Annotated in this window: 10 protein-coding genes; 5 read left to right on the top strand and 5 right to left on the bottom strand. The window is 55.1% G+C overall.

Features of this window, described 5'->3' with window-relative positions:
* Positions 1-51: 51 nt before the first annotated feature.
* The 4 genes from ACTQ1N_RS03515 to ACTQ1N_RS03500 form a co-directional block, all read right to left on the bottom strand.
* The gene (locus tag ACTQ1N_RS03515) at positions 52-1,128 is read right to left on the bottom strand and encodes an undecaprenyldiphospho-muramoylpentapeptide beta-N-acetylglucosaminyltransferase (RefSeq protein WP_441954680.1); all 1,077 of its coding nucleotides are present in this window, start codon (positions 1,126-1,128) and stop codon (positions 52-54) included.
* Between the two features lie 51 nt (positions 1,129-1,179).
* Positions 1,180-1,743 (bottom strand): hypothetical protein, encoded by a 564-nt coding sequence (locus tag ACTQ1N_RS03510; RefSeq protein ID WP_441954678.1) that lies wholly within the window; start codon positions 1,741-1,743, stop codon positions 1,180-1,182.
* Between the two features lie 73 nt (positions 1,744-1,816).
* Positions 1,817-2,518 (bottom strand): class I SAM-dependent methyltransferase, encoded by a 702-nt coding sequence (locus tag ACTQ1N_RS03505; RefSeq protein ID WP_441954676.1) that lies wholly within the window; start codon positions 2,516-2,518, stop codon positions 1,817-1,819.
* Positions 2,515-3,906 carry an NAD(P)/FAD-dependent oxidoreductase gene (locus ACTQ1N_RS03500; protein WP_441954674.1) on the bottom strand — a complete coding sequence of 464 codons (1,392 nt, stop codon included), beginning with the start codon at positions 3,904-3,906 and terminating at the stop codon, positions 2,515-2,517. Before ACTQ1N_RS03500 ends, ACTQ1N_RS03505 begins: the two co-directional genes overlap by 4 nt.
* 307 nt (positions 3,907-4,213) lie before the next feature.
* On the opposite strand from ACTQ1N_RS03500, the gene ACTQ1N_RS03495 reads away from it, so the two are divergent.
* A complete protein-coding gene (locus ACTQ1N_RS03495; protein WP_441954672.1) occupies positions 4,214-5,176 on the top strand; it encodes an AEC family transporter in 963 nt (320 codons plus the stop codon).
* Positions 5,177-5,194: 18 nt separating this feature from the next.
* Here the strand turns inward: ACTQ1N_RS03495 and ACTQ1N_RS03490 are convergent, their stop codons facing one another.
* Entirely contained in the window at positions 5,195-5,953 is a 759-nt protein-coding gene (locus ACTQ1N_RS03490) for an HAD family hydrolase (protein ID WP_441954670.1), read from the bottom strand.
* Positions 5,954-6,125: 172 nt separating this feature from the next.
* Between ACTQ1N_RS03490 and ACTQ1N_RS03485 the strand changes: the two genes are divergently transcribed.
* The 4 genes from ACTQ1N_RS03485 to ACTQ1N_RS03470 all read left to right on the top strand — a co-directional run bounded on the left by ACTQ1N_RS03485 (position 6,126) and on the right by ACTQ1N_RS03470 (position 12,837).
* Positions 6,126-7,820, top strand: a complete 1,695-nt coding sequence (locus ACTQ1N_RS03485; protein ID WP_441954668.1) for an MBL fold metallo-hydrolase RNA specificity domain-containing protein — start codon at positions 6,126-6,128, stop codon at positions 7,818-7,820.
* Between the two features lie 34 nt (positions 7,821-7,854).
* Complete coding sequence (locus ACTQ1N_RS03480) at positions 7,855-9,078, top strand: transglutaminase domain-containing protein (RefSeq protein WP_441954666.1); 1,224 nt, start codon at positions 7,855-7,857, stop codon at positions 9,076-9,078.
* Positions 9,079-9,101: 23 nt separating this feature from the next.
* Positions 9,102-11,573, top strand: coding sequence for a hypothetical protein (locus ACTQ1N_RS03475; protein ID WP_441954664.1), 2,472 nt, complete (start codon positions 9,102-9,104; stop codon positions 11,571-11,573).
* A gap of 136 nt (positions 11,574-11,709) precedes the next feature.
* Entirely contained in the window at positions 11,710-12,837 is a 1,128-nt protein-coding gene (locus ACTQ1N_RS03470; RefSeq protein ID WP_441954662.1) for a GntR family transcriptional regulator, read from the top strand.
* Positions 12,838-12,879 lie beyond the last annotated feature (42 nt).

Raw genomic sequence — 12,879 nt, 5'->3', positions numbered from 1 at the left:
GGAGGTCTGCACAGAGAACCTCCGAATGAAGTGAAAATGTATCATGCACATTTATGTGACATTCGAGCAGGATTCGATCAATCCGCAGATAATGTCGATGGCATTGCTCTGGGCTGCGCTGCTCATGGCGTCGATATAGCGCTGCCTGTTTTCATACAGAGCCTGAAGCTTCTCCGGCAGAATCTCCGGCGTGAGCTTTTCCTCCTCCAGGACCATGCTGTAGCCCTGTTTTTCATAGGAGCGCGCGTTCAGGATCTGGTCTCCTCTGCTGGCCGCCGCGGAGAGCGGAATCAGGAGATTCGGCTTGCGCAGCGCGAGCAGCTCGCAGATTGCGTTGGCACCGGCTCTCGAGAGAACCATGTCGGCGAGCGCGAAGAGATCCTTGAGCTCGCTCTCGATATACTCATACTGGACATATTCGCCCGGATGCCGGATGGACGGATCCAGATTGCCCTTCCCGCAGAGATGGATGATCCGCATCTGTTTTAAAAGCTCCGGGAGGCAGGCGCGCAGTGCAGCGTTGATGCAGGCCGCTCCCTGGCTTCCGCCGATGACCAGGAGAACGGGTTTTCCGTCATCCGGAAACCCGGTAAACCGAAGTCCGTTTTCCCGGGTACCCTCAAACAGCTCCTGACGGACAGGGGAGCCGGACAGGACAGCTTTGTCCTTCGGGAGGTACTGCATGGTCTCCGGAAAGGAGCAGCAGACCTTTTGCGCTGCCGGGATGGCCAGTCTGTTGGCCAGTCCGGGTGTCATGTCCGACTCGTGGATGATGGTCGGGATATGGAGGCTGGCGGCGGCGCGGACAACAGGCACGCTGACAAAGCCGCCCTTTGAGAAAACAACATCGGGCTTTGTCCGTTTCAGGATGTGTCTTGCCTGAAAGTAGCCGTGCAGGACACGGAAAGGATCGGAAAAATTCTTCCAGTCAAAATACCTGCGGAGCTTTCCGGAGTCGATGCCGCTGTATGGAATGCCCTGCTCTGTGATCAGCTTCTTTTCAATTCCGTTGTAGGAGCCAATGTAAGAGACCTCATACCCAAGTTTTTTCAGCGTCGGGAGCAGCGCAATGTTCGGTGTAACATGGCCGGCGGTTCCGCCGCCGGTCAGAACGATTTTTTTACTCATAGTGAAACAATTTCCTGTAAATTCATGAATCGCTGTCAAAGAGCAGTTTGCTTACATCCCCGAGAAGAGGTAGTCCCAGACGGTTTCCATGATCTGTCCCAGATTCTGGATGTCCGTCCGGAAATCGCCGATCTCCAGAGAGTGATTTGCACCATCAAAGGTAAAGAGCGGAACGTCGCACTTGCGGCAGGCATTCAGGATGGCATCATTTTCCGCCCAGGGGTCTTTTGTGCCGTGAAATGCGATTCCGGAGCCCTTCAGAAAATCAAAGGTTTCGGCAACGGGTGTGTACAGGATATGCCGGACTTTCCGGTCGAGGTGGTGGTCATCGGCATAGGACGCACCGATTGCTGTCCCGATGCTCTTCGAGAAGAAGATCAGGTCGTCGCAGGCTTCCAGCTGTGAGTTCTCCAGAAGCGATTCCGCCCCTGCTCTTCCGACCTGAAATGCCTTCAGCAGCATATCGTGACTTCCTGCCTGTTTTTTCGGGAAGCCTGAATACGGTACTGGGATGACATCATATCCCTGTGCCCTTGCCATTTTTCCGGAATAGTAGAGCAGCGGCCGCTCGACGCTGTAGCCGATTCCCGGAAACAGAACAGCAGCTTTCCTCATCTGTATCCCCTCCGTTTCAGCAATTTCTTTTCAGACACATGGCCGTCCTGTGATCTTATACGCGCTGCCTGCCTCAGGCCTTTCTGCCCTGCATGACCAGCCAGCCCTTTTCCTTGTCCCAGTCATACGTTACGTCGGTGAACCCGGCCTGTCTGTAGACTTCAGCGAGCTGCTCCGGCGCAAGTACATTCATGTGAAGGTGCTCGGTGATCTTCTCGAATCGATCGCTCATGTCCCCGGCAACCATTTCTACGATGATGGCGAAGGTGCCGCCGGTCTTCAGGACGCGGCAGATTTCCCTCATGTCGCCGGGAAGATCCGGCCAGAAGAAGTAGCTTTCAACCGAGTAGACGGTGTCGAAGAAGCTGTCCCTGAAGGGCAGACTGCTGACAGAGGCTTTCTTCAGGCTCAGCCGCCCGCTCATTACGGCTTCCCCGTTGAAAGAGGTAGCCTTTTCAATTGATACGTCGGAGTAATCGATGCCGAAGAATTCTGCACCGGGATCCTGATGCATGGCGAGGCGGAGCGCATTGCCCCCGCCGCAGCCCACGTCAAGGACGGTGCTCCCAAAATGAAGGTGTGAAAAGCCCCATTCGGTAAGGGCGGCATGACTCTCGTTCATGTCGTCCAACACTGTTCCGCCCAGCTCGCCGACCGGCTTTCTGGCGTTCTCAATGTAGGTAAAGTCGATCGGTTCCGATGTGCTGTCCTGGGGGACAGCCGTATTTGCCGCTGCCTCTATTTCTTTTTCTTTGTTTTCTGTATTTGTATTCACGATTGTTTGGATTCCTTCTGGTGATCTGCGATGTATCTTGCAACATACACGCCGCTTGCGGAGGCGTGTGAAAGGGAATGCGTGACTCCGCTGCCGTCCCCGATCACAAACAGACCCTTGTGGCAGGTCTGGAGATCGTTGTCGATATCGACGGTCATGTTGTAGAACTTGACCTCGACGCCATACAGCAGGGTGTCATCACTTGCGGTACCTGGCGCAATCTTGTCAAGGGCATAGATCATCTCGATGATGTCGTCCAGGATGCGCTTCGGGATGACCAGCGACAGGTCTCCGGGGACTGCCTCCAGTGTCGGGTGCGTGAAGGATTTGGAAATACGCTTCGCCGTACTCCGCTGACCGCGGATCAGATCGCCGAATCGCTGCAGCATGACACCGCCGCCCAGCATGTTCGACAGGCGTGCGATGCTCTCGCCGTACCCGTTGCTGTCGGTGAAAGGTTCGGTGAAGTGCTTCGAGACCAAAAGCGCGAAGTTTGTGTTTTCTGTCTGGCGGGACGGATCCTCATAGCTGTGCCCGTTGACCGTGACGATGCCGTTGGTGTTCTCCGTGACGACAGCGCCCTTGGGGTTCATGCAGAAGGTACGCACCAGATCCTGGTATTTTTTTGTCTTGTAGACGATCTTGCCCTCATACAGCTCATCCGTGATGTTCTGGAAGACCGGAGCCGGAAGTTCGACGCGGACTCCGATATCGACACGGTTCGATTTGGTCGGAATATTCAGGTCGGAGCAAACCGTTTCCATCCATTTGGAACCGGATCGTCCGACGGAGACGATGCAGTCGTCCGCCGTGAATGAGCCCCGCTCCGTCTGGATGGTAAATCCGGGCTCATCCGACCGGATGCTGCTGACAGGCGTATGAAAATAGAAGTCCACCTTATCCTTCAGTTTGTCGTAAATGTTGCCCAGCACCTGGTAGTTGATGTCCGTCCCGAGATGACGGACGGAAGCGGAGAGCAGGTGCATGTCGTTCTGCAGGCAGCGCGTGCGGAGCTGCGAGTTGCCTGTCGAGTAGAGCTTCGTCTGGCTGCCGCCGTTCTCCATATTGATCTGGTCGACATACTTCATCAGGTCAATGGCCTTTTCCCGGCCGATGTACTCGTAGAGCGTGCCGCCAAACTCATTTGTAATGTTGTACTTTCCGTCGGAGAATGCGCCTGCGCCGCCGAATCCGCTCATGATGGAGCAGGTCTTGCAGTGGATGCAGTTCTTGATCCGATCGCCGTCAATCGGGCATCTTCGCTCCGGGAGCGGCCCGCCGTGCTCAAACACGGCGATTTTCATATCCGGACACAGGCGGACCAGCTCATAAGCAGAAAAAATGCCGCCGGGACCTGCGCCGACGATAATGGTATCGTAATGATTCATATAGATCCCCTCTTTATTCTGTAAACTCTGTGAATGATCAGGTATCTGGTGCCGTGCCTGTATGAACTGGGATGCAAGACTCGGACAGGCACGTCGATTGCACACAACCGGTTCTAGGATACCACAACCGGGGACAGGTTTGTACCTGAAAATGTGCGGAAATGAGCGCCAAAAACGGTTGAAACCGTTTGACCGGCTCATCTGCTGCATGTATCATATTTCTGCCGTATAAAAAACGGAGGTATTGTCATGAGTCCCTTAAGCCCGGAGGTATTGTCATGAGTCCCTTAAGCCCGGAGGTATTGTCATGAGTCCCTTGCATACACTTGAGCAGATGGTGGTTGTGCTGATGATCATTGCTGTCGGTTTTGCCGCCTACAGATTGAAGATGATCTCGGATTCGGGGCTGAAGACGCTGTCCAGACTGACAGCGGATGTCTTCAATCCCGCAATCATATTCTCAAGTATGGTGATTCATACGGAAGGAAAGCGCCCTGAATTCTCCAGAGGGATCTTTGCTGTTGCGGCACTGATCTTTCTCGTCGCGATTCTGACTGGCTGGCTGTTTGCCCGCTTTCTGTCGAAGGACCGCGTCAGGAGACTGATCTATCAGATGATGTTCATATTTTCCAATCTGGGGTTCATCGGGATTCCGGTTGTCAAAAGTCTGCTCGGGCCTGAGTATGTTTTTTACGTTGCCATTTATATCTTTGAATACAATCTCCTGTTCTATACGCTTGGCATCTATTATCTGGACCAGATGGAACCGTCGGAGCGGAAGGCGGAGAAAGGGTCTCTCTGGAAGAAGATCCGGCCGATGATCAACATGGGGACGATCGCCTGTATGGCAGCTCTCATTGTATTTGTCTGCGGCGCCAGGGTGCCCAACGTGGTCGCCTCTCCGATCTCGTATCTGGGTGACGCGGCGGTTCCGGTTTCACTGATCATCATCGGTGTCAGCGTCGGACGGGAGAAGAACCTGCTGGCAATTTTCAAGGACCGCCGCATGTATCTCTTCATGCTGCTCAAGATGATTGTTCTTCCGGCCATCTGCGTCATCGTTCTCCGGTTTGTACCGATGCCGGAGAAAATCCGTCAGCTCAGCATGATCATGATGGCGATGCCGGTCGGCACGATGCCGCTCGTGATGCTGTCCGAGCGGGGAATCCGGTCAGAGGAGTGCTCCAACGGGATCATCTTCACGTCGGTCGTTTCCATCGTGACGCTTCCGGTCATGGCAGCTGTCTATCAGCTGATCATGAGCATCTGAAGCCGGCTTCGGGCAGATTCAGGTACCGGGTTCAGTGAACTGCACAAGCTGCCGGAGGGCGGCTGCAAGCTCCGCTTCGCTGTGGACGGTGATGCCGGCATCTGCGCACTGCAGACTGCCGGCATTTCTGTTCATCCAGATCGTATGCCATCCCGCAGCATGAGCGCCTTCAATGTCGTGTTTCAGGGAGTCTCCGACAAGCCAGAGGTCTCTGGGCATCAGACCGATTGCATCTTCCGCTGCGCGGAAGATGCCGGGCTCCGGCTTGGATATGCCGACGTCCCCGGAGACGGTTACATACGCCTTCGGGATGCAGCTCTCCAGCCCGAGCTGCCGGTATTTCTTCCACTGATGGCCGGATGCCCCGTTGGTGACGATGCCAAGCCGCAGCTGCCCGGCGGATTCTCTGGCGCACCGGGCCAGATCCTCCAGCAACCCCCTCATGGTCGGAGAGAGCACCATCTGATTCTGGAGCTGCGTGTACCGGTCTGTGAAATGCGCACCCTGCCATGATTCCGCGGGCAGCCCCATTGCCAGAAATGTCTGCTGAAGACGCCAGATGTTCGACTCTCTGGCCGTGATTTGACCGCTCTCCACAAGCGCGAAATTCTCGTCGCTTTTTTCGTAGAAAATCTTAAGAAAAACTTCACCTGAAAAAGACATCCTGTCTGACATAATAAAACCATCTGTCCGCCGGAGCGTTTCCTCAGCCGCCTGGATCAGCAGTGCCCCGCGGCTGTAGAGCGTGTCGTCAATATCAAAACAGATTCCGGTCATGTTTTTCCCTCCATCCTTCTTAAGGCCGGCCTTCCGGGTGCCGCCAGCGGTGCGGCCGCTTTAAACCCGGACACAATCGATACCCTGATTATACCGGAAAACGTTCATCAAGTCCCTCAAATAGGCTATACTGTCATTATCTGAAATATTTGGCGAAAGGGAGGATTTGTCCATGAAACTGACTTTTCTTGGAGCTGATCACGAAGTCACAGGAAGCTGCTACTATCTGGAAGCTGCCGGAAAAAAGATCCTGATTGACTGCGGGATGGAGCAGGGACCGGATTTATATGAGAACAAACCACTTCCGGTGGCGGCGGGGGACATCGACATGGTCCTGCTGACGCATGCGCACATCGACCATTCCGGGAATCTGCCGCTTCTGTACAGACATGGGTTCCACGGCCAGATTTTCTCGACCTATGGGACGGCAAACCTGTGCAGCATCATGCTGCTCGATTCAGCCCATATCCAGGAATTTGAGGCTGAGTGGAAGAACCGCAAGAACCAGCGGGCCGGCCGTGAGCTGGTCGAGCCGCTGTACTCAATCGAGGACGCGCAGGGAGCGGTCAAGTGTTTCGTGAATCTGAACTATGAGGAAGAACGCTATATCGCCGACGGAATCAAGGTCCGCTTTTTTGACGCGGGGCACCTGCTCGGGTCCGCCTCAATCGAGGTGACCATCACGGAGGGAGACACGACGCGGTCTATCATCTTTTCCGGGGATATCGGAAATACGAATCAGCCGCTCATCCGGGATCCGGTCTATCCGAAGAAGGCGGACTATGTGGTGATGGAATCTACCTACGGCGACCGTGCGCACCCCCGCCCGCCGAGATCGGACTATGCGCAGGCGCTGGCGGAGGTCATCCAGCGGACCTTCGACCGGGGCGGGAATGTTGTGATTCCTTCATTTGCTGTGGGCAGAACCCAGGAGATGCTCTATTTTATCCGGGAAATCAAGGAAAAACATATGGTGTCAGGCCATGATGGGTTCAAGGTTTATGTGGATTCCCCGCTTGCAAATGAAGCCACGCAGGTTTTTCAGAAGCGGATGTATGAAGATTTCGACGCAGAGGCAACGGAGCTGCTTCAGAAGGGGATTAACCCGATCGGTTTTGACGGGCTGAAGACGGCTGTCACGGCGGACGACTCCAGGGCGATCAATTTCATAGAGGAGCCGAAGGTCATCATCTCCGCAAGCGGCATGTGCGACGCCGGACGGATCAAGCATCACCTTAAGCACAATCTGTGGCGGCCGGAGTGTACCATCCTGTTTGTCGGTTATCAGGCAGCGGGAACACCGGGGCGGGCGCTCCTGGAAGGGGCGGACCATCTCCGGCTGTTCGGCGAGGACATCGATGTCGAGGCGGAGATCTGCCAGCTGCCGGGGGTGTCCGGACATGCTGACAATGAGGGACTCATGCGCTGGATTTCCTCGATGGAGGAAAAGCCGCAGAAAGTCTTTGTCACACACGGCGAGGATTATGTCACCGAGATATTCAGGGACAGGCTGAAGAATGAGCTTGGGCTGGATGCCTATGCGCCCTATTCCGGCGCAGAGTTTGATCTGGCCAGCGGCCAGATCACGGTTGACGCGCAGCCGGTGCTGCTCTCGAAGGAAAGACAGAAAGGCCTTGCGGAGGCGAAGGCAGCCGGGGGTGCATTTGTCCGCAGAAAGGGCTCCGACAGGGGCGCGGCTGTGCGCGTGACCTCGCAGACCAGGAAAGCAGCCCAGGTATATACAAAGCTGGTTGCAGCTGGCTCGCGGCTGATGAGCGTGATCCGGGACAGCGAGGGCGGAGCCAACAAGGATCTCTCGGAGTTTACGCAGGAAATCCTGAGGCTCTGTGAGAAGTGGAAGCGCTGAGCGGCCGCATGGCTGTACATATTATGAGGTTTGAATGGAGAAAAAAGAGAGAAGCCGGGCAGGAAGGCCGGAGACTGAAGGAGCCCGGGGGCTTCTGAAGAAGGGAGCCGTCATCCTGCTGATGACCTTTGCGGCACTGACGCTCTGCGGCTGCGGAGCGCGGCATCTGGCAGTCTCCGCCGGTCTGGAGAAGAGCCCGTACTACCATCTGGGAGATACGGAGTGGGATCACGGAGGCATTGAGGAATACTACTTTGACCACCTGGACAGCAGCTACAATGAAATCTACAGAGAACTGTATTCCAGGCTCAGCAACCGGGAGGACAGCGGGGATCTGTATGCGCAGGTCAGCGCGGACGACTTCTGGAAGGCATACTTTGCCGTCCTGGCAGACCATCCGGAGCTGTTCTGGGTCGGATCCAGCGCGCAGACGGTTGTCAGCAATCTCACCGGAAAGGTGGTCAGCTACCAGATTGAGTCAACCGTCCCGGAAGACCAGCGCGATGAGATGAAACAGCAGCTGGACGCTGCAGCGGATGCGTGTATCGCCCAGACGGATGAAACCTGGTCAGACTACGGACGGATCAAGTCGGTCTATGAGTACCTGATCAATCAGGTTGAATACGACGTGAATGCACCGTCCAGTCAGTGCGCGCAGAGTGCGCTTCTGTATCATAAGTCTGTCTGTGCGGGATATGCCAAGGCTTTCCAGTATATCCTCCACAGGATGGGCTATTTCTGCACTTATGTAACCGGGAAGATCAAAAATGGCGGTGACCACGCCTGGAATATCGTCCGGATCGGCGATCAGTATTACCATGTCGATGTCACCTGGGGCGATCCGGTCTTTGCGGACGGTCAGGAGAGCGGAACCGGCATTACCGTCATGAATTACAATTATTTGTGCTGTACGGATGATGAGATCCTGCCGACTCACATCCCGGACGGGAGCATCGCGCTTCCGGCCTGCACGGATGATTCCTGGAACTACTATAAAATCAACGGCATGTATTATGAGACATTTGACTATGATACGGTGTATAATGCGCTGATGGACTCCGTGGAGAGCGGCAGACAGAGCATCGTTATGAAGTTCGGGTCAGCCGATGCCTACAGCGAGGCCAAAGAGCAGCTGTTCACGGACAAGATGTACAACGACGCTGTTCAGTACCTGATGCAGCAAAATGGCGTGGATACCTGGAACACACGGTATTCCTGCGATGACTCTTTTCACGTGATCACGATTCAGTGGTCCTGACACTGACAGACGGGGAGAAACCCTTGAGAGAGAATGTTCTGTATATCCGAAACCTGCTGATCCGGATTGTGCTTCTGACGGTGCTGTTCATCGTCAGTGTCATCGGATTCAGCCGTATGATCAACAAGGTGACGCCGGACACCGCGACAGTCATGAGCAGTTCTACATTTCCGCTGGTCTGCATGCAGAAGGATGGCATAGACTTCAATGAGCTGCACGGGTACAGCCGTGAGATCAATGCTTCAGAGCTGCGTGACAGCATCACACCGCTCTCGGACACGAGAGGGATCACGATCAAGATAGAGACCTTCGGGGCAGCGGTGGATTCCGTGTCCTACGAGGTATCCACAATCGACGGGACCAAGTCGCTGGAGAATACGAAGGTGATCAAGCTGAACCAGGACGGCGACACGATCACGGCAGATCTGACGCTGATGGACAAGATTCTGATGAACCAGGAATATGTTCTGAAGATCCAGGTCGCCACGGGCGGGCGGAACATCTATTACTATACGCATGTGCTTCTGGCGGACGGACTTCACACCTCCGATTACCTGAATTTTGCCGCCGGATTCTGGGATAAATGCATCAACAAGACGGACCTGGATTCTGTCGGACAGGCGATCGAGCCGGACGATACAACCGACCAGGATGATACGCTGGCGTACATGGACATTCATGACAGTGTTCAGCGGCTGACATGGGGAAAGCTGAATCCGCAGATTTTCTATAAACCGACGCCGAGGCTGACGGAGATCAACGAAAACACGGCGACGATGACGATGGATTACCGTATCTCCGCGGCCTCGGAAGCCGGGGCGCAGGAGGTTTATGATGTACATGAGTACTACAGGCTGCGATATACCGACAGCCGTGTCTATCTGCTGAATTTTGAGCGGACGACGGATCAGATTTTTGATCCGGAAAACAGCAGTGTCCTGACGAAGGATGGAATCGATCTGGGCATCACCCAGAAGGAGGTCGAGTACAAGGCGGATTCCAAAAACCGCTGCATTGCATTTGTTCAGGAGAATGTACTCTGGACATATATGACGCAGAAGGGCTCCTTCACACGCGTCTTCGGATTCCCGCAGACAGAGAACATGGATGCGCGGGACTTCTACAGGCAGAACACAATCCGGATTATCCGGGTGGATGAGAACGGGAATGTCACCTTCGCGGTCGGCGGCTATATGAACCGGGGCAGTCATGAGGGAGACAACGGCATTGCGCTGTATTACTACGATGCCGGATCCAACATGGTGTCGGAACTCGCATTTCTCCAGAGTGACGGCAACACGGAGCGGATTCAGCTGGATATGAAAGACTGCCTGTACCTGACGCAGAACGACAAGACCTGCTATGTCTTTCTGTCAGGGGTGCTGTATGCAGTCGATGTGACCTCGGGTGAAGTGAGGGAAGTCCAGAAGGGGATCAGCAATGAGTGCTATGCAGGGTCGGAGTCCGGCCGGTATTTTGCCTGGCTGAAGGAGGGGAAGGTTTATGGCTCCTCCGAACTGGAGGAGATCGATCTTGAGAGCGGCGAGACCCGGGCGTATTCGTGCGGACAGGATGAATATCTGCGGCCGCTCTCCTTCATGAAAGATGATCTCGTATATGGCATCGCAAAGCAGGGAGACGTGCAGGTCCCGCATGGCGGCAATGGCATCTTCCCGATGTACCAGCTCCAGATTGTCGATGCGGACGGGAAGTCAGTCAAGACCTACCAGGCGGACGGCATCTATGTCAAAGGGGTCCAGAAGACTGGAAATATGCTGAAGCTGAGCCGCGTGACAAAGAAGGACAGCGGCTATGAGGATGCGCCGGAAGATCAGATTGTCTCGTCGGATACAGCGGCGGATGTTGAGCTTGGGATTGCGACGCAGGTCGACGACAGGAAAAGGACGGAGGTTCTGCTTCGGGTAGGCGGAACGATCAGCTTTGAGAAGGCAGATACGGCTGCAAGCAGGCTGGTGACAGGTACGTCGAAGACGGCCGTGATCCCGGTGAACCCGGATATGCAGGAGCTCTATTATGTCTATGCATCCGGCGGCCTGACGGCGATGTATACATATCCGAACGATGCCATTGTGAAGGCGGACAGTGTGTTCGGTGTTGTCATCAATCAATCGCAGGATTACGTCTGGGTCAGAGGCGATAAGGTGGACCAGGTGGAGATTCCGATGAAAAAGATTCCGGAGGCGGTGAGAAGCGGGACGACAGACGTCTCCCAGCTTCAGATCGGTATCGGAAAACAGGTGGTCGACCTGAGCGGATGCACGCTGGATGAGGTGCTCTACTTTGTGAGCCATGGAAGGCCAGTCATTGCGCAGACTGCAGAGGGGGTCAAAATCATCGTCGGGTATGACAAGTACAACACCTATCTGCTGAATCCGGGTGAAACAAAGTGGACCTACTTCGGAATGCAGGATTCCACGGATCTGTTTGCCGCAGCCGGAAATATCTTCTACAGCTATCTGGATTCAGCAGCTTGAGCCGGGGAACAGCCGGAGCCGGGAAGCAGCCTGAGCCGGGCAGCAGCCGGAGACATCGGCAGACAGGAGGACATCCAACCTCGACAAACGATGCCGCAACACTCTGGCCGGAGCCATCAGCAGGCAGGAGGACGAAATGTCGAGAACTTCAAAATACCAGCAGGTGGCAGACTGGGTGCGCGGGAGACTGGATGCAGGAACGCTGCACCCTGGAGACCGCCTGGAGACCGAGACGGAGATTGCGCAGCGGTTTTCCTACAGCCGGCAGACGGTCCGGCAGGCGCTCTCAAAGCTGGAGCAGGAGGGGATCATCGAGAAGATTCAGGGCAGCGGGTCCTACATCCGGGGACAGGCCTGCGGAGGCCGCCGGGAACCGCTGTCGAATTCCGTTACAATCATTTCATCCTATACAGATTCCTATATCTTTCCGAGGATTCTCCAGTCGATGGCGACAACGCTTCAGAAACACGGGTATGCGACACGGATCATGTTTACGAGCAACAGGCGGGAGACGGAGCGGAGAATCCTTTCGGAGCTGGACAGGCAGCAGGCGAGGGACCCTCTGATCGTGGAGCCGGTTGCATCAGCGCTGCCGAACCCGAACCTGGTCTATTATCGGAAACTCAGGGAGAGGGGAATCCCGGTCATCTTTTTCAATACCTTCTATCCGAGTCTTGACATTCCACATGTTTCGTTGGATGATGTGGCAGTTGGGAAAGCGGCAACCGACTATCTGCTCTCACTGGGGCACAGGAAAATTGGCGGTATCTTTAAAAATGATGATGGTGAAGGACTCTGCCGTTACCAGGGGTATCAGGATGCACTGATCCGGGCCGGGCTTCCGATCGAGGAGGATCATGTCAGCTGGGTGGATACGGTCATGTTGAAGGGCATGCTCAAAAGGGACGACTGGATTCTGGACCGCCTGGAGGGGTGCACGGCAGCAGTCTGCTACAATGACGAGGCAGCCTATATGCTGACGGAACTGTGTGCGGAGCGGGGCATCCGCATCCCGCAGGATCTGTCAATTGCGAGTGTCGACAACTCCAGGCTGGCGGAGCTGTCTCCGGTTCCGCTGACATCGGTTCACCATCCGATGGAAGCGCTGGGGGAGAAGACAGCCCTGACACTGCTTGAGATGATTGATCATCCCGAGAAGCCATCATCAGCCTTCACCTATGAATTTCAGCCGGAACTGACGGTCAGAAAATCGACCGGGGCTCCATCAGGCAGAACAGGAGGAAGGGCCGCTTTACAGGTATAAGTGGGTTTGAAGCCATCCCCACTCTAATCAAAACCAGGGAGG

It is taken from the genome of Porcincola sp. LCP21S3_C12, assembly GCF_052118625.1.
Taxonomy (GTDB): domain Bacteria; phylum Bacillota; class Clostridia; order Lachnospirales; family Lachnospiraceae; genus Porcincola.
Note: the sequence above shows the minus strand (reverse complement) of the source record. Positions and strands in the feature narration are given on the sequence as shown.